This window comes from Gordonia sp. SMJS1, from assembly GCF_029866425.1.
Classification (GTDB): domain Bacteria; phylum Actinomycetota; class Actinomycetes; order Mycobacteriales; family Mycobacteriaceae; genus Gordonia; species Gordonia hongkongensis.
Genome location: NZ_CP123381.1, coordinates 3,771,308 through 3,789,291 on the forward strand (window position 1 = coordinate 3,771,308; position 17,984 = coordinate 3,789,291).

General features: G+C 63.2%; 11 protein-coding genes, 1 tRNA gene and 3 rRNA genes. 6 read left to right on the forward strand and 9 right to left on the reverse strand.

Features of this window, described 5'->3' with window-relative positions; translation table 11 throughout:
• Window positions 1–25: 25 nt before the first annotated feature.
• A complete protein-coding gene (locus tag QAD21_RS17340) occupies window positions 26–469 on the reverse strand; it encodes a MarR family transcriptional regulator (RefSeq protein ID WP_065631567.1) in 444 nt (147 codons plus the stop codon).
• Between the two features lie 72 nt (window positions 470–541).
• Between QAD21_RS17340 and QAD21_RS17345 the strand changes: the two genes are divergently transcribed.
• Both QAD21_RS17345 and QAD21_RS17350 read left to right on the forward strand, forming a co-directional pair.
• Window positions 542–718 carry a hypothetical protein gene (locus QAD21_RS17345; RefSeq protein WP_280359888.1) on the forward strand — a complete coding sequence of 59 codons (177 nt, stop codon included), beginning with the start codon at window positions 542–544 and terminating at the stop codon, window positions 716–718.
• Window positions 715–1,434 carry an alpha/beta fold hydrolase gene (locus QAD21_RS17350; RefSeq protein WP_280359889.1) on the forward strand — a complete coding sequence of 240 codons (720 nt, stop codon included), beginning with the start codon at window positions 715–717 and terminating at the stop codon, window positions 1,432–1,434. The genes QAD21_RS17345 and QAD21_RS17350 overlap by 4 nt, the downstream gene beginning before the upstream one ends.
• Window positions 1,435–1,444: 10 nt before the next feature.
• Here QAD21_RS17350 and QAD21_RS17355 read toward each other — a convergent pair whose 3' ends face one another.
• Together QAD21_RS17355 and QAD21_RS17360 are read right to left on the reverse strand one after the other, a co-directional pair.
• The gene (locus QAD21_RS17355) at window positions 1,445–2,044 is read right to left on the reverse strand and encodes an MSMEG_1061 family FMN-dependent PPOX-type flavoprotein (protein ID WP_159371263.1); all 600 of its coding nucleotides are present in this window, start codon (window positions 2,042–2,044) and stop codon (window positions 1,445–1,447) included.
• Between the two features lie 26 nt (window positions 2,045–2,070).
• Complete coding sequence (locus QAD21_RS17360; protein ID WP_280359890.1) at window positions 2,071–2,715, reverse strand: universal stress protein; 645 nt, start codon at window positions 2,713–2,715, stop codon at window positions 2,071–2,073.
• A 160-nt stretch (window positions 2,716–2,875) separates the two neighbouring features.
• On the opposite strand from QAD21_RS17360, the gene QAD21_RS17365 reads away from it, so the two are divergent.
• Window positions 2,876–4,048, forward strand: a complete 1,173-nt coding sequence (locus QAD21_RS17365; protein ID WP_280359891.1) for a histidine kinase — start codon at window positions 2,876–2,878, stop codon at window positions 4,046–4,048.
• On the forward strand, window positions 4,045–4,731 hold the full coding sequence (locus tag QAD21_RS17370) for a response regulator transcription factor (RefSeq protein WP_211539438.1): 687 nt from the start codon (window positions 4,045–4,047) through the stop codon (window positions 4,729–4,731). The genes QAD21_RS17365 and QAD21_RS17370 overlap by 4 nt, the downstream gene beginning before the upstream one ends.
• Before the next feature lie 11 nt (window positions 4,732–4,742).
• Here the strand turns inward: QAD21_RS17370 and QAD21_RS17375 are convergent, their stop codons facing one another.
• Window positions 4,743–6,002: a helix-turn-helix domain-containing protein gene (locus tag QAD21_RS17375; protein WP_280359892.1), complete on the reverse strand. Its 1,260-nt coding sequence runs from the start codon at window positions 6,000–6,002 to the stop codon at window positions 4,743–4,745.
• A 155-nt stretch (window positions 6,003–6,157) separates the two neighbouring features.
• On the opposite strand from QAD21_RS17375, the gene QAD21_RS17380 reads away from it, so the two are divergent.
• On the forward strand, window positions 6,158–8,023 hold the full coding sequence (locus QAD21_RS17380) for an NAD(P)/FAD-dependent oxidoreductase (protein ID WP_247449836.1): 1,866 nt from the start codon (window positions 6,158–6,160) through the stop codon (window positions 8,021–8,023).
• A 56-nt stretch (window positions 8,024–8,079) separates the two neighbouring features.
• Here QAD21_RS17380 and rrf read toward each other — a convergent pair.
• The 4 genes from rrf to QAD21_RS17400 form a co-directional block, all read right to left on the reverse strand.
• Window positions 8,080–8,196: ribosomal RNA gene (gene rrf, locus QAD21_RS17385) — 5S ribosomal RNA — on the reverse strand.
• Window positions 8,197–8,314: 118 nt separating this feature from the next.
• Window positions 8,315–11,445 (reverse strand): 23S ribosomal RNA (locus QAD21_RS17390).
• Between the two features lie 453 nt (window positions 11,446–11,898).
• A 16S ribosomal RNA gene (locus QAD21_RS17395) occupies window positions 11,899–13,421 on the reverse strand.
• The 16S, 23S and 5S rRNA genes sit together here, the layout of an rRNA operon.
• Before the next feature lie 800 nt (window positions 13,422–14,221).
• Window positions 14,222–14,298 (reverse strand) — tRNA-Met (locus QAD21_RS17400).
• A 218-nt stretch (window positions 14,299–14,516) separates the two neighbouring features.
• Between QAD21_RS17400 and QAD21_RS17405 the strand changes: the two genes are divergently transcribed.
• The gene (locus QAD21_RS17405) at window positions 14,517–14,801 is read left to right on the forward strand and encodes a hypothetical protein (protein WP_058251883.1); all 285 of its coding nucleotides are present in this window, start codon (window positions 14,517–14,519) and stop codon (window positions 14,799–14,801) included.
• A 43-nt stretch (window positions 14,802–14,844) separates the two neighbouring features.
• Here the strand turns inward: QAD21_RS17405 and QAD21_RS17410 are convergent, their stop codons facing one another.
• Window positions 14,845–17,835, reverse strand: coding sequence for a UPF0182 family protein (locus tag QAD21_RS17410; protein ID WP_068970008.1), 2,991 nt, complete (start codon window positions 17,833–17,835; stop codon window positions 14,845–14,847).
• Between the last annotated feature and the right edge of the window lie 149 nt (window positions 17,836–17,984).

A 17,984-nucleotide genomic window follows, 5' to 3' on the forward strand; every position in this document is an offset into this window, starting at 1 on the left:
ACGAAAATGAGATGCCCGGTCTCGGTCAGCGGCTGCGAGCGTCGGCCACCGCAGTCGTGACCCGATCGAGGAAGGTGCGGATGGCGGCAAGTTCATCGTCGGAGAATCCGTCGGCCACGGCGATGACCTGCTCGATGAGCGGTCCGAAGAACGACCACCCCATCTGCTGAGCCGCGTCGGTGACGTGCAGCGCCACCTTCCGACGGTCGGTGCCGTCCCGCGAGCGCGAAACCAGGCCCTTCGTCTCCAGGCGATCTATCAGGGCCGTCGTCGATGCGCTGTTGAGGCCGAGATGACCGGCCAGCCAACCCGGCGACGCGACGTCGCCTGACCGCTGCCGGTCCAACAGCGCGACGAGGGCTCGGAGATCGGTGGCGTGCAATTCGTTTCGGGCGGCGAAAGCGGAGCCGAACACATCGAGCTCTAAGGTCAACGATCGCAACCGGTGCACGAGGTCGTCGTTGTTCACACGGTTACTGTACTCGTCACCACTCGACAGTCTAGTATCTCGATGATCGAGTAATTTGCCGGAGGGAGTCCGATGTTCGCCAAGGTCCGCCCGACGATCGACACCTTTGCCGCCACGCCCGACGGCGCCACGTTCTTCGCCCACTACGACGCCCTCGTGCAGAGGTCGTCCGCCACACCACTCGACATCGGCAGTCGGTTCGGCACCACGCGAGTCAACAGTTTCGGACCGGCCGGACCAGACCGGTGATTTTGCTGCCAGGCGGCGGGGCGACCTCGATGGCCTGGGTGAACGTCGCCGGCTCCCTCGCACGAACACGCCGGGTACACGCAGTCGACCTCATCAACGACGTCGGCCGTTCCCACGTGACCCGGCCCCCGGACACCGCAGGCGACCTACTCGACTGGCTGTCGTCCGTCCTCGACGGGCTCGGCGCCGCACACGTCGACCTCGCCGGCCACTCCTACGGTGCCATGGTCGCGCTGGCCTACGCGGTCGGTCCCGGCAAGGACCGGGTGGACCGGCTCGCGCTCGTCGACCCCACCTCGTCCTTCACCGGCCTGCGCACGACCTATCTCCTGCGGGCTCTGCCAGTCTTGTTGTCTCCCAACCCCGGGCGGCTCCGGCGTTTCCTCCGATGGGAGACCGGTGGGGCCGCGTTGAACCCCGACTGGCGTGACATGTACTGCGCCGGAGCCCGGTTCCCCACCGCGCCGACCGTGGTTCCGAAACGGCCCACCGATGAAGCACTCTCGGCACTGGGAGACGGCGGGTCGGTGACCGTGATAGTCGCCCCCGACAGCCGGGCGCACGATCCGAGGGTCGTCTCACGGCGTGCACGGGCATTGTTGCCCTCGGCGCGGGTGACGATGCTGCACAGCGGCAGTCATCACACTGTTCCCCTCGAACCCGCGGACGAGATCGCTGATGCACTCGTCGGCGCTTTCGACGACACCTCGGCGTAGCTCGCCGCCCTCAGTAGAGGTAGGGACGGAAGCTGTCCTCGGTGAACCGTTCGTTGCCCGCTTCGGGCATCACGCGCCGGGTGATCTCCGCGACCGAGGGCAGCGCGTCGGGTCGCCATGAGTCCGGCTTCCACAGATCGGATCGGAGAAACGCCTTGGGACAGTGATAGAACACCTCGTCGACGGTGATCTCCACCGCGAGGATCGGCCGCTTACCGCTGACCGTGAGGTCGTCGAAGTAGTCGGCGTCGTCGACGATGCGGGCGCGGCCGTTGATCCGCAGCGTGTCCCCGCGACCGGGTACGACGAAGATGGTGCCCGCGTTGGGGTTCCGGAGTATGTTCACGTAGCCGTCGACACGACGGTTGCCCGGCCGCTCGGGTATCGCGATGTGCCGGTCGTCGATGACGTGGACGACCTTGCCGGCCGGGTCGCCCTTGGGCGACACGTCGATCCGTCCGAGTTCGTCGGCGGTCGCCAGGAACACCATCGGCGACTCCGCGAGCCATTCCCGGTCGACGTCGGCGAGTGAGTTCCGCGCCTTGTCGCGGATGAGCTCCATCGGATGGCCGACGATGTCCCGCAGCCTCGACTCGTCGGTGATGTGCATCTGCACATCGTGTCACGCGGCCGTTGCTACACGGGTCGCGGTGCGGGCGCCGGCCAGGGGAAGGTCCAGGTGGTGTCGCGGACATCGTCGACCCGCGCCGCCCGTCGGCGCAGATGGACCGACCCGTCGGTGACGATCAGCGTGACGTCGGCGTCGAGGCGTCCGGCGAGACGTCGGGCGATCCAGCCCGGTCGTGTCCCACCGGTTCCGATGACGACGGCGCCGGCCTCCACACGTCGGGCTGCCCGGTGCAGGACCGACGTCGGGTCGCCGACCTCGCTCATGGTCGACACCGTCCGTGCACCGTGCCACCTCGCGAGTTCGGCGGCGGTCCGCAAGGTCTCGTCGACTCCCGCCTGACCGGAAAGCAGATAGGACTCGTCCTTGAGGGCGTCGTGGAGCGTGGTGCTCGCTTCTTTCCGACGACGCCGCGTGGCGCAGATCAGGATCAGGTCGCCGGAATCGCCGAGCAGTCGAAAGGCGACCTTCACCGCACGCAACGAGGCGTCGGTCCCGTCGACTCCGACGACGACCGGACGGCCGAACCCCGCGTGGCCCGGCACCGGTACGCCACGCACCGCGTCGATCGGCGGGGCCAGGGCGGGATCTGTCGGCCCTGGTCGGGTCTCGAGGCGCTCCCAGCGCCGGGGTCGTGTCCGCAGCGTGCTCATGATGTCCTCCTCGGTCGGCGATATCGGCTGCTCACAACGCTATGGAGGCCAAAGTCCCGAGTCGCCATCCCGCGGGTTGACCGGTTCTCCACCCCAGGGTGGACAGCCGAATCCACCGTGAGGCGGACGTTCGGCAGTTCTGCGGAACTATCCTGGAACGGTGACGGGCTTCACAGCGGAGATGGGCGCGGGGCTGCGCCGGCGGATCGAACGGGCGGGCGGCGACTACCCGCCGCTGTACCCCGCGGTGATCCTGTCGTCGAGCGTCGTGGTCACCCTGGTGTCGACGGCACAACGTTTCCCGTTCGATCAGATCGGGTGGGTGATCGCGGCGCTGGTCCTCGCCGTGCTCTCGCTGGTGCTCGACCTGACCCTGCCGCCGACCTCGTACCCGTGCTCTGCGGTGATCACCAGTACGGTCTGCTTCCTCATGGTCCCGACGCCCACCGACGCCGCCCCACTCCAACTCGTCCTGGTGGCGGCGATCGCCGCCGCGATGTATCCCCTTCTCGGCGGACTGATCGTGACGGCGGCCTGCTTCGCCGTCATCGTGTGGTTCGGCGCCGTCGGCGGTCTCGAGTCACCGGCCATCTACGCGCTCGGCGTCGCGTGCGGTTGGCTGATCGGCTACATGATGCTGATCCAGAAGCGTCTGGCCGACAACCGGGCCCGGGTGCTCGCCGAGCGTGCCGACCGCGCCGCGAGCGACGAACGACAGCGGATCGCCCGCGAGATCCACGATGTCATCGCGCATTCCCTGTCGATCACCATGCTCAACGTCACCGGCGCCCGTCGCGTGCTCGAACAGGATCGTGACATCGAGGAGGCACTGGAGGCACTCTCCGACGCCGAACGCCAAGGTCGACAGGCGATGACCGAGATCCGCACCATCGTCCACGTATTGGGGACGACCGAGCCGACGGGATCGACGGCCCCGTCACCGGGCGCCGGAGACCTCGTCCGGCTCGTCGAGGACTACCGCAAGGCCGGCGTCGACATCGACTTCAGCCTCGTCGGCGACCTCACCGAGCTGCCACGTCCGGTCGGTGCGGCGCTGTATCGGATCACCCAGGAGTCCCTGGCCAACGTCGTCAGACACTCGGTGGCCAAGCAGGCCTCGGTCTCGGTGTCGGTGGCCGATGCGGTGGCTCTCACGGTCGAGAACCCGGCGACCGAGGATCGGCCTCGAGAATGCGACGGCACCGGTATCGAGGGAATGACCCAGCGCGCGGCACTGCTCGGCGGCACGCTCCACACATCACATCGCGCAGGCACCTGGTCGGTCCTCGCGACGCTGCCGTCGCGACCGGTCACCGCAGGGGTGCCCGTATGACGACGACCGCGCCCACCGATCCCGCGACCGACCCGATCCGGGTCCTCCTCGTCGACGACCAGGAGCTCATCCGTACGGGCCTGCGTCGCATCCTGCGCCTGCGCGACGGCTTCGACATCGTGGGTGAATGCGCGGACGGTTCCGGGGTCCTCGCGGGGATCGCCGAACACCGGCCCGACATCGTCCTGATGGATCTGCGGATGCGTGACGTCGACGGCATCACCGCCACCACGATGGTGCGCACCCTGCGGGAGCCGCCGCCGGTGCTGATCCTGACCACCTTCGACGACGACGCCCTGTTGTCCCGTGCCCTGCGCGCCGGAGCGGCCGGGTTCATCCTCAAGGATTCGCCGGCCGAGGCGCTGATCTGGGCGGTCCGCGCGGTGGTTCGCGACGGCGCGTTCCTGGATCCGGCGGTGACCGAACGCGTTCTCCATGGCTTCCGACGGTCGGGTCGCGAGCAGGTGAGCGCCGTGCCCGGGCTCACCGACCGCGAGACCGATGTCCTCCGCCTGATCGCGCGGGGCCGCACCAACGCGGAAATCGGTGCGGCCCTCGGTATCTCGCAGGTGACCGTGAAGAGCCACATCAACCACATCTTCACGAAGCTCGACCTCCGCGACCGGGCGGCGGCGATCGTATACGCCTTCGACCGTGGGCTCGTGGTCGCCGAGTACGACTGAGCCCGTGTAGATCAGTCGTGCACGGTGGTGATCTCGGGGGCGAGCACCTCGACGTCGACCCCGTCGACGAACCGGTACGGGCCCGCCACGAGCAGACCACCGAAGTGCTTGCGCAGCCGGGACATCTCGGCCCGGACGGTGACCGTTCGGTCGTCGACGCCGAACAAATGGTTCGACATCTGGGCCGCGGTGACGCCGCCGGGCCGTCGCGCCAGGAGGGTGAGGATCTCGCCGTGCCGGGGCGAACAGCGATGGGTCCAGGCACCGCTCGCGCCTTCGACGGTGACCTCGACATTTCGGAGACCCGACGCGTCCGGCGGTACCCGCACGATCACCCGTGTGGTGGATGCGTCCGGGGTCTCCGCGACGCGCACCAACCATCCGCCGGGCAACGCCTCGACGTCGCACTCCCCCAGCGCATTCACGAAGATCCGGCCGGGGCCGAGCCGCGGTGGCAGGATCAGTCGCGATCGCGGAGACACGGTGTCCACGGCGGCGACCCACCCGTCGGTGTCGACCGCCAACGCCGGGCCGGGCATGCGGGCGAGGATCGGCGCGGCCACCGCCCGCAACGAATCGAGTCGTCGGTGGTGGCTCTCGCGTAGTTGTGATTCGGCCAGCCGGGCGACCGCATGCACCAGCGCCAAGGTGGTCGGATGGATGGTGGCGGCCGGACCACTCACATCGACCACCCCCAACATCTCACCGGTCCGCGGGTCCTTGATCGGTGCACCGGTACAGGTCCACGAATGATGACTGCGCACGAAGTGCTCGGCCGAGAACACCTGCACCGAACGACCGGACATCAGTGCCGTACCGATCGCGTTGGTCCCCACCGAGCCCTCGGCCCAGTCGGCACCCTCGACGAATCCGAGAGTGTCCGCGCGCGTGAGCACCTTCGACGACCCGCTCCGCCACAGCACGTGCCCGTCGGCATCCGAGACGACCAGGATGTTGTCACCGTCGGCGATCAGCGAGTCGAGGCCACGTGCCAACTCGTCCACGACCTCCGCCAGGCCGGAGCGTCGGCGGCGTTCTTCGAGCTCCTCGAGCTGAAGCGTCCGTTCCCCGGCGCAGTCCACGTCCGGGTCGAGACCGGCACGTCGGAGTCGCTGCCACGAGTCGTCGATGACGCTGCGCGGACGCGCCGGCATGCGCCCGCCCGACATCGCCGCGTCGTGAACCGCGCTGAGAACGGACGCGAACTCGCGCGGATCGTCGCCGGCGTGCACCGCGGGCTCCAGCTCGGAGGCCGACTCGTAAGCGTTCATCTCTTCGATTGTGCGTCACGTCACAGACGACGACAACGTACCCCGCCCCTCGCAACCCCCTGCAACCCTTGCCGCCACCCGGCGCCGGGGCGTCTGCTGTCCACAACCCGCTGTGTTCCACATCACGTTCGCGGGGCACATCTCGAGGAGGCATCATGACTCAGACATTGGAACCGCTGGTCCATCTCGACCGCACCCCGCAGGAGCGGATGGACGCCTGGCTGCGTGAGTTCGAATCCGCACTCGCCGCAGACGACATCGCCCGCGCGACGAACGCGTTTCTGACCGACAGCTACTGGCGCGACCTGACAGCATTCACCTGGAACATCAAGACGGTGGAGGGCCACGAGCAGATCGCCGACATGCTGACCGCGCGTCTCGCGGACACCCGCCCGTCGAACTTCACCACCACTGAACCGGCCACCGACGACGGGGACGGCGTCGTCTCGGCGTTCATCGCGTTCGAGACCGCCGTCGGACGGTGTGAGGGACACCTGCGCATCCGTCGCGACGACGACGGCACCGACGGTGGCGGGCGCGACGCCGGGGAGGACAAGGCCTGGACGCTGCTGACGACGATGCAGGAACTCAAGGGACACGAGGAGTCGGCCGGCCCGAATCGACCGCTCGGGGCGGTGCACGGTTCCGACCCCGACACCCGTTCCTGGGCGGAGAAGAAGGCCGACGAGGAACTGTCGCTCGGACGGTCGGCGCAACCGTACGTGCTGGTGATCGGCGGCGGGCAGGGCGGTATCGCGCTCGGCGCACGACTCCGCCAGCTCGGCGTGCCGTCGGTCGTCGTCGATCGCCATGACCGTCCCGGGGACCAGTGGCGCAAACGCTACAAGTCGCTGTGCCTGCACGACCCGGTTTGGTACGACCATCTCCCGTACCTGCCGTTCCCCGACAACTGGCCGGTCTTCGCACCCAAGGACAAGATCGGCGACTGGCTCGAGTTCTACACCAAGGTCATGGAGGTTCCGTACTGGAGTAAGACGACGTGTCTGTCCGCCGAGTACGACGAGGCCGAGTCACGGTGGGCGGTTGAGGTCGACCGGGACGGTGAGCGCCTCACGCTCCATCCGACGCAGCTGGTCCTCGCGACCGGGATGTCCGGCAAACCTGCCGTCCCTTCGGTCCCCGGGCAGGATGTGTTCGCCGGCGAGCAACACCACTCGAGCGCACATCCCGGACCGGACGGCTACCTCGGCAAGAAGGTCGTCGTCATCGGCTCCAACAACTCCGCGCACGACATCTGCAAGGCGCTGGTGGACAACGGCGTCGACGCCACGATGGTGCAGCGCTCCTCGACCCACATCGTGAAATCCGACTCGCTGCGGTCCATCGCCCTCGGTTCCCTGTACAGCGAGGAGGCGGTCGCCTCCGGGATGACGACCAAGAAGGCCGATCTCACCTTCGCCTCATTGCCCTACCGGATCATGCACCAGTTCCAGATACCCGTGTATGACCAGATCCGCCAACAGGACAAGGAATTCTACGAACGACTCGAGGCGGCCGGCTTCGAGCTCGACTTCGGCGACGACGACTCCGGACTCTTCATGAAGTACCTACGCCGCGGGTCCGGCTACTACATCGACGTGGGCGCGAGCGAACTCATCGCCGACGGAACGATCAAGCTGGTCCACGGTCAACTGGACCACCTCACCGAGAATTCGGTGGTGCTCGCCGACGGGACCGAGATCGACGCCGACGTGGTCGTCTACGCCACGGGGTACGGATCGATGAACGGCTGGGCCGCCGACCTCATGGGACAGGAGGTCGCCGACCGTGTCGGAAAGGTGTGGGGACTCGGTTCCGAGACGACCAAGGACCCGGGCCCCTGGGAGGGCGAACAGCGGAACATGTGGAAGCCCACCCAGCAACCGGGCCTGTGGTTCCACGGCGGAAATCTGCACCAGTCGCGCCACTATTCGCTGTATCTCGCCCTACAGCTGAAGGCGCGATATGAAGGAATCCCCACGCCCGTATACGGCTTGGCGGACGTCCACCACCTGAGCTGATCACCAATGAGAAAGGCCCCGCAACCACGAGGGTTGCGGGGCCTTTCTGAAATTGTGTTCGGCGGTGTCCTACTCTCCCACACTGATTAGGGTGCAGTACCATTGGCGCTGGAGGGCTTAGCTTCCGGGTTCGGAATGGGGCCGGGCGTTTCCCCTCCGCTATAGCCGCCGTAACTTTATGAAACAACTGTCACACAACAGTGTTTGTTTGTTTTGTTGTGTGTTGTTTCAGAAGTACATAGTGGATGCGAACACCAACCGAACCTGAGGTTTGGTGATGTTGTGGGTGTTGTTGGTAAGTCCTCGGCCGATTAGTACCAGTCACCTGAACACATTGCTGTGCGTACAGTTCTGGCCTATCAACCCCATGGTCTGTGGGGGGCCTTAACCCCGCGAAGGGGGTGAGAAACCTCATCTTGGAACAGGCTTCCCGCTTAGATGCTTTCAGCGGTTATCCCTTCCGAACGTAGCTAACCAGCAGTGCCCCTGGCGGGACAACTGGCACACCAGAGGTTCGTCCGTCCCGGTCCTCTCGTACTAGGGACAGGTTTCCTCAAGTTTCTTACGCGCGCGGCGGATAGAGACCGAACTGTCTCACGACGTTCTAAACCCAGCTCGCGTGCCGCTTTAATGGGCGAACAGCCCAACCCTTGGGACCTACTCCAGCCCCAGGATGCGACGAGCCGACATCGAGGTGCCAAACCATCCCGTCGATATGGACTCTTGGGGAAGATCAGCCTGTTATCCCCGGGGTACCTTTTATCCGTTGAGCGACACCGCTTCCACTTGCCGGTGCCGGATCACTAGTCCCGACTTTCGTCCCTGCTCGACATGTACGTCTCACAGTCAAGCTCCCTTGTGCACTTACACTCAACACCTGATTGCCAACCAGGCTGAGGGAACCTTTGGGCGCCTCCGTTACCTTTTAGGAGGCAACCGCCCCAGTTAAACTACCCACCAGGCACTGTCCCTGAACCCGATCAGGGTCCGAGGTTAGAAGTCCAATACGATCAGAGTGGTATTTCAACAACGACTCCATGAACACTGGCGTGCCCACTTCACAGTCTCCCACCTATCCTACACAAACCGAACCGAACACCAATACCAAGCTATAGTGAAGGTCCCGGGGTCTTTTCGTCCTGCCGCGCGTAACGAGCATCTTTACTCGTACTGCAATTTCGCCGAGTCTGTGGTTGAGACAGCAGAGAAGTCGTTACGCCATTCGTGCAGGTCGGAACTTACCCGACAAGGAATTTCGCTACCTTAGGATGGTTATAGTTACCACCGCCGTTTACTGGGGCTTAAATTCTCAGCTTCACCACCCGAAGGTGATTAACCGGTCCTCTTAACCTTCCAGCACCGGGCAGGCGTCAGTCCGTATACATCGTCTTACGACTTCGCACGGACCTGTGTTTTTAGTAAACAGTCGCTTCTCTCTGGTCTCTGCGACCCACACCAGCTCAGACCGAAAAGATCGTCACCAGGATGGGTCCCCCTTCTCCCGAAGTTACGGGGGCATTTTGCCGAGTTCCTTAACCACAGTTCTCTCGATCGCCTTAGTATTCTCTACCTGACCACCTGTGTTGGTTTGGGGTACGGGCCGTGTACCAACTCACTAGAGGCTTTTCTCGGCAGCATAGGATCATGGAATTCGCCACAACGGCTACGCATCACCTCTCAGGCTCTGTGAGTGACGGATTTGCCTATCACTCGCCCTACAGGCTTACACCAGTACAACCACTGACTGGCCCCACTACCTTCCTGCGTCACCCCATCGCTTGCCTACTACCAGCCAAGGTCCCATGCATCACCCCACTCGGCACCCGAAGGTGCTCCCGGGGGATCAGGATGGTTAGTACAACTGATTCAGCATGGGCGCGGATACACGGGTACGGGAATATCAACCCGTTGTCCATCGACTACGCCTGTCGGCCTCGCCTTAGGTCCCGACTCACCCTGGGCGGATTAGCCTGGCCCAGGAACCCTTGGTCATTCGGCGGCAGAGTTTCTCACTCTGCTTTCGCTACTCATGCCTGCATTCTCACTCCCACACCCTCCACACCTGGATCACTCCGGCGCTTCCACGGATGCAGGACGCTCCCCTACCCACCCCACCCACTACACAGAAGTCCGTAAACCTCTGCGGATGTCATGGTGGAGTGCCGCGGCTTCGGCGGTGTACTTGAGCCCCGCTACATTGTCGGCGCAGGATCACTTGACCAGTGAGCTATTACGCACTCTTTCAAGGGTGGCTGCTTCTAAGCCAACCTCCTGGTTGTCTTCGCGACCCCACATCCTTTTCCACTTAGTACACGCTTAGGGGCCTTAGCCGGCGATCTGGGCTGTTTCCCTCTCGACTACGAACCTTATCGCCCGCAGTCTCACTGCCACACTCTCACTTACCGGCATTCGGAGTTTGGCTGACGTCAGTAACCCTGTGGGGCCCATCGGCCATCCAGTAGCTCTACCTCCAGTAAGAAACATGTGACGCTGCACCTAAATGCATTTCGGGGAGAACCAGCTATCACGGAGTTTGATTGGCCTTTCACCCCTACCCACAACTCATCCCCTCCATTTTCAACTGAAGTGGGTTCGGGCCTCCACGACGTCTTACCGACGCTTCACCCTGGCCATGGGTAGATCACTCCGCTTCGGGTCTAGACCCGGCGACTCAAACGCCCTATTCAGACTCGCTTTCGCTACGGCTACCCCACACGGGTTAACCTCGCCACCGAGCACTAACTCGCAGGCTCATTCTTCAAAAGGCACGCCATCACCCGCCCCGAAGGCACAGGCTTTGACGGATTGTAAGCGTCCGGTTTCAGGTACTATTTCACTCCCCTCCCGGGGTACTTTTCACCTTTCCCTCACGGTACTAGTCCGCTATCGGTCACCAGGAAGTATTCAGGCTTACCGGGTGGTCCCGGCAGATTCACAGCAGATTCCACGAGCCCGCTGCTACTTGGGGACACCGTCACGCAAGACCATGTGTTTTCAGCTACCGGACTCTCACCGACTACGGCAGACCATTCCAGGCCACTTCACCTAACACATGATTTTCTCACTCACGCTTCCACAGGCAGATGGAAGAAGACGAACCCCACAACCCCACACACACAACCCCTACCCGGTATCACATGCGCATGGTTTAGCCTCCTCCGCTTTCGCTCGCCACTACTCACGGAATCACAATTGTTTTCTCTTCCTATGGGTACTGAGATGTTTCACTTCCCCACGTTCCCCCCACACAGCCTATACATTCAGCTGGTGGTAACACGACATCACTCGTGCTGGGTTTCCCCATTCGGACACCCTCGGATCACAGCTCGTTTGACAACTCCCCGAGGACTATCGCGGCCTACCACGTCCTTCATCGGCTCCTGGTACCAAGGCATCCACCGAACGCCCTTACACACTTACAACAACACCTACAAACAACCCCCCACCCACAACCAACACAAGGCCAGCCATGAACGAGGATCGAATGTAGACATCACAAACACTACAAAATTTGCTAAATCACAGACCAGCACTCCAACAACAGTCGAAGCATTGGTTTGAAATAAAGATGCTCGCATCCACTATGCACTTCTCAAACAACACACACCCACCACCGTGCACGCGCTCCCGCGACCATCACAGTCACGATCACCACCCGCACCCCAGTCATGAGCTAGGTCAGAGACAACACGCATGTGTTCTCTCAGAACCCCGATAGCGTGACAATGAACCCGCCAGCCCTCACGGACCCGCGGTAACCCCCGATCCTTCTACCGGTGTAGAAGAGGTGAGCCTGTCTGATGTTTCACCCTCGAACACACACCCACCGCACAGACATACGCCGGCAGAAATGGGTGATGTTGTGTGCTCCTTAGAAAGGAGGTGATCCAGCCGCACCTTCCGGTACGGCTACCTTGTTACGACTTCGTCCCAATCGCCGATCCCACCTTCGACAGCTCCCTCCCACAAGGGGTTAGGCCACCGGCTTCGGGTGTTACCGACTTTCATGACGTGACGGGCGGTGTGTACAAGGCCCGGGAACGTATTCACCGCAGCGTTGCTGATCTGCGATTACTAGCGACTCCGACTTCATGGGGTCGAGTTGCAGACCCCAATCCGAACTGAGACTGGCTTTAAGGGATTCGCTCCACCTCACGGTATCGCAGCCCTCTGTACCAGCCATTGTAGCATGTGTGAAGCCCTGGACATAAGGGGCATGATGACTTGACGTCATCCCCACCTTCCTCCGAGTTGACCCCGGCAGTCTCCTGCAAGTCCCCGGCATAACCCGCTGGCAATACAGGACAAGGGTTGCGCTCGTTGCGGGACTTAACCCAACATCTCACGACACGAGCTGACGACAGCCATGCACCACCTGTACACCAACCACAAGGGAACGACTATCTCTAGCCGCGTCTGGTGTATGTCAAACCCAGGTAAGGTTCTTCGCGTTGCATCGAATTAATCCACATGCTCCGCCGCTTGTGCGGGCCCCCGTCAATTCCTTTGAGTTTTAGCCTTGCGGCCGTACTCCCCAGGCGGGGTACTTAATGCGTTAGCTACGGCACGGATCCCGTGAAAAGGAACCCACACCTAGTACCCACCGTTTACGGCGTGGACTACCAGGGTATCTAATCCTGTTCGCTACCCACGCTTTCGCTCCTCAGCGTCAGTTACTACCCAGAGACCCGCCTTCGCCACCGGTGTTCCTCCTGATATCTGCGCATTTCACCGCTACACCAGGAATTCCAGTCTCCCCTGTAGTACTCAAGTCTGCCCGTATCGCCTGCACGCCTGCAATTGAGTTGCAGAATTTCACAGACGACGCGACAAACCGCCTACGAGCTCTTTACGCCCAGTAATTCCGGACAACGCTCGCACCCTACGTATTACCGCGGCTGCTGGCACGTAGTTGGCCGGTGCTTCTTCTCCAGGTACCGTCACTCACGCTTCGTCCCTGGTGAAAGAGGTTTACAACCCGAAGGCCGTCATCCCTCACGCGGCGTCGCTGCATCAGGCTTGCGCCCATTGTGCAATATTCCCCACTGCTGCCTCCCGTAGGAGTCTGGGCCGTGTCTCAGTCCCAGTGTGGCCGATCACCCTCTCAGGTCGGCTACCCGTCGTCGCCTTGGTAGGCCATTACCCCACCAACAAGCTGATAGGCCGCGGGCCCATCCCACACCGCAAAAGCTTTCCACCAACCACCATGCGACAGTTGGTCATATCCGGTATTAGACCCAGTTTCCCAGGCTTATCCCAGAGTGCAGGGCAGATCACCCACGTGTTACTCACCCGTTCGCCACTCGAGTACCCAGCAAGCTGGGCCTTTCCGTTCGACTTGCATGTGTTAAGCACGCCGCCAGCGTTCGTCCTGAGCCAGGATCAAACTCTCCATGAAAAAACAGTGAAACAAAACCAACCCCAAAAAAGGCCGGCGTTTCAACACAAAATCTTCAACCAGGAAAGCACAACCTGACCAAAATAAACCTAGCAAAATGTGACACCCAGGACGGGGCCCGGACGCCACACAACAAACAAACATCTACATCCACAAAGATGCACGATGCTAAATTGGCATCAGACAATTCATCATCACACTATCGAGTTCTCAAAGAACACACACCCACCAGCTACCCACCCCAAATCAGGGCTCTCACCAGCACACTTCGCATTCAACCTTGCCAGCCACCCCGTCTCCGGGGCAACTCTTCCAGCCTACCAGACCCATCCCGCAGCCCGCAACCCCGAAGAATTCCGAACCACTGAGAGACCCAGCAACCCCAAACACTCTACCCAAGCCACAACGACTCAAGCCAAAACATTCAGGGGCGGCCAGCCAAGAAACCCGGTCTCCACTCCCCACCATCAGACCCTCTCAGGCCCTTCCGGGGCGGCGCCGTGGCTCGCTGACTCGACATAAGTTACGCACCGCCGCACCCGCCGTCAAATCGCCTGGTCAGAGTGGGTACGACGCTCGATGCGACGACCTGGGAGTGCAGACTTCGCAGCCTGTTCGGTCGGCAAGCCGGCGGCGACGGTGCCACGGGGACCGACCAGAGCGGATGATCCGCCCGCCGATGCGGCCGCATCCGGGCCTGCCCGGTTGGGTTCTCGAATCGTCGGGCTTGTCCCGCCTCAGACAGGACCGCACATAGCAAGAACCCCCGCCCGGGTGTCCCGGGCGGGGGTTCTTGGTGTTGGTAGCGGGGACAGGATTTGAACCTGCGACCTCTGGGTTATGAGCCCAGCGAGCTACCGAGCTGCTCCACCCCGCGTTGGTGAACACAACGTTACACACCGGTTTGTCAGCGATGCAAATCGGTACTTCAACCCCATCCGACCTGGGAAAACGTCAGTGACGGCGGTCACTCGCACCTCGATAACGGCAGGTGACGTGACGACCCGGACAGCCCGCCCGTCGCCGCTGTGAAATGTGATGCCAGTCACATCAGGCGTACACTCGGCTCACGAGACGCCCCGCCGAGGAGGAACCATGAACACCCACCGCTTCCACCACGAGAGCCACGGGAACCATCCGATGAGTTTCGTCGGGTTCGTCTTGGCACTGACCGGATTCGCCATGGCCGCGCTCTGGCTGGTCCACATGGCGGTCGGGAATGTCGGCCCCGCGATCATCTGCGGCCTGCTGATGGTCGCGGCTTTCACGACGGCGGTGTCGATCTTCTTCTCGCTGGGCCACCGGCACCACCACAGCCCGGTGCTCCCCGACAACACCCCCAACGAAACCGAGCGCTACCTGCGGAAATACCGCGGATAGCGGTATGACTCGCAGATAGCGCCCGGCCTGGGTCGTCGTTCGACTAGTTGGGAGCCGCCAGCGACTCGTAGCGGGCAACCGCCTGACTCAGCTGGTCGAGTGCCTCGCCGTACGCTGCGAAGTCGCCACTCTGCTGAGCCTGGCGTAGCGCCGTGATCGCGTCACTGATGGCGTTTGCCGCGTCGTCCCGCTCGGGCGAATCACCCTGCTGCGGAGGTTGATTCGGTGCCGGCGTGGCCGGTGCGGGCGTTCCGGCCTGGTCCGGCGCGGGCGGTGCCTGCTGATCGCCGGGGACCACTCCGGCAGCGGGCGTGATGCCGACCTGCCGCAGAGCCTCGCGGGTCGTGGGTGCATAACCGATCCCGGATACCCGGTCTGCCGATTCGAACCTCGTGATCACACGGAACAGACGGGGGAAGGCCTCTTCGCCCTGGGCCTGTGCGTACAACGGGACGACGTATAGGATGCCGTTGTCGCCCACCGGAAGCGTGAGGAGATTACCGAAGGTCACCGTCGCCGTGTTCTCGAGCGACTTCAGTGATTCCGCCACCGTTCGGTCGGTGCGCATCGGGTTGAACGCCTGCTGCGGACCGGACCGTTGGGAGTTGCTGGGCAACTGCTTGACCGTCATCTGACCGTAGTTCTCGGGATTCGACGACACGGTCACATAGGCGCCCAGGATCGGTCGGTTGAGTCGCGTCAGCACCGAGGTCAGCTGGAACGTCGGCTCACCGCTCTCCGGGTCCGAGGCCACGAAGTAGTACGGGGGCTGGTCCAGGCCGCGCTGCTCGGCGTCCGGGTCCGTCGGATCGGAGGGCACCGACCAGAAGTCGCTCGCCTGGAAGAACGTCTGGGGCGAATCGACGTGGTAGCGGGTCAGCAGCGACCGCTGGATCTTGAAGATGTCCTCGGGGTAGCGGACGTGATCCCGCAGGGAGGTCTGCGCGTCGAAGTCGGCGCGGGACTTGACCGTGTCGGGGAAGACCTCCATCCACGTCTTCAGCACCGGGTCATCGGTGTCGAACTGATACAGCTCGACCTCGCCGGTGTAGGCATCGACGGTCGCCTTCACCGAGTTGCGCACGTAGGACACGGTCTTGTTGATCTGCGTCCGGCCGGTCTGCCCCGGGTTGAGGTCCTGGGCGTCGGCGGTCGCGCTCTGCAACGACGTGGGCTGCGAGTACGGGTAGTCGTCGAGGGTGGTGTAACCGTCGACGATCCACTTGATCGAGCCGTCCTCCATCACCGCGGGGTACGTCTTCGAATCGACCGTCAGCCACGGTGCGACCTGTTCGACGCGGTCCCGGGGATCGCGGTTGTAGATGATCTTCGATGCCGAGTTGATCTCGCCCGACAGCAGGAAGTTCCGCTCGGCGTACTTGCCGGCATAGAGGACTCGGGAGAACCAGTTGCCGAGCGAGACTCCCGCCGGCCCCTGGTAGGTGTACTTGTCGTCCCCGATGTCGTGTTCCCGAGCCTGCCCGTCGTCGGAACCGACGATCGCGTAATCCGGGTCGATCTTCGCGAGCAGCTCGCCGAAGTAGATCCGCGGCTGTGACACCTTGATCGGGGCGTCCCGCTTGTACTCCTCGGTCTGGTAGTTCGAGGTGTCGCTGACGTAGTAGAACGGATCGCCGCCACCGTCGACGTTGTTGACGTCCGTCGACTCCTTCACCCGGTTGGCCGGGGCGGCGACGAACCCGTCTCCGTGGGTGTACACCAGGTGCTTGTTCAGCCAGTTCTGCTGGTTTTCGAGATAGCGACTCGGATCGAGCTCGCGCACCGACACCACGAAATCACGGAGCTCGCCGTCGATGCGATAGCGGTCCACCGCCAGCTGCGTCGGGAATCCGTAGAAGTTCTGGCGCTGCTGCTGCTGGATGAACGTCGGGGACACCACATTCGGGTCCAGGATCCGGACGTTCGACAGCGTCGGTTCATCGCTGTTCACCAGCGCCGGGTTTGCCGGCCCGGCGGTCCAGCCCGGCTGGGTGATGACCTTGTCCGGCCCGATGCCGTACGCCTCGCGGGTCGAGGTGATCGCGCGTTCTATGTACTCGGCTTCCTTCTGCGCGGCATTCGGCTTGACCGAGAACTGCTCCATCGTCAGCGGCCAGCCGACCCCGATGAGCAACGCGGAGAACAACATCAAGACGGTGGCCAGTGCCGGCACCCGCAGGTCGCGGAGCACGATCCCGGCGAAGAACGCCACCGCACAGATGATCGCGATCGCCATCAGGATGAGCTTCGACGGCAGCACCGCGTTGATGTCCGTGTAACTCGCCCCCGGGAAGATCTCGGCCTTCCGCTGACTGGACAGCAGAGTGTACCGGTCGAGCCAATAAGCGGCCGCTTTCAGCAGCAGGAAGGTGCCCGCCAGCACCGCGAGCTGAATGCGTGCCGCGGTCGTGACCGAACCACCGCCTTGCCCCAGGCGGATACCTCCGAACAGGTAGTGCGTGACCAGGTTCGCCAGGAACGCCACCACGACCACGACGAACAGCAGGTTGAGCACGAAGCGGAAGAACGGCAGGTCGAAGGCATAGAACCCGATGTCGAGATTGAACTGAGGGTCTGTCCGACCGAACGACTGACCATGCAGGAACATCTGGACGGTCGCCCAGGACCCTTGCGCGACCAGGCCGGCCAGGGCGCCGATGATCACCGCCGGAACGATGGCGAACCAGCGGACCTTGCCCATGATGGCCGTGCGGTACCGGGCGAGCGGATCGTTCGGGCCCGCGGTCGGTACGAACACCGGGCGACTGCGGTACGCCAGGGAGACCGCCCCGAAGATGATGAGTCCGACGACGATCGTCGTGATCAGGAACAGGATCACGCGCGTCCAGATCACCTTGGTGAAGACGCTCGAATACCCGACGTCGGAGAACCAGAGCCAGTCGGTCGCGAGACCGATCAGGCGTGGCCCGACGAGCAACAGCACCAGGACGGCCACGCCGAGCCCGATGATGATCTTGCTCCTGCGTGACAGTGTCGGCATTCCCGCCGGCCCTCGGACGCCCACCAGACCCACTCTCCAAAGCTCTCAATCCGGACACCACCCGCGCACACGTGCCTGCTGGGCGTGGTGCCCACTGTACTGGCACCACCCGGGTGACCAACTCACTCGGGGCGCCCGCTCAACGATCGCCACACCTCAGCGGTTCCCTGGCGGCGTCGCAG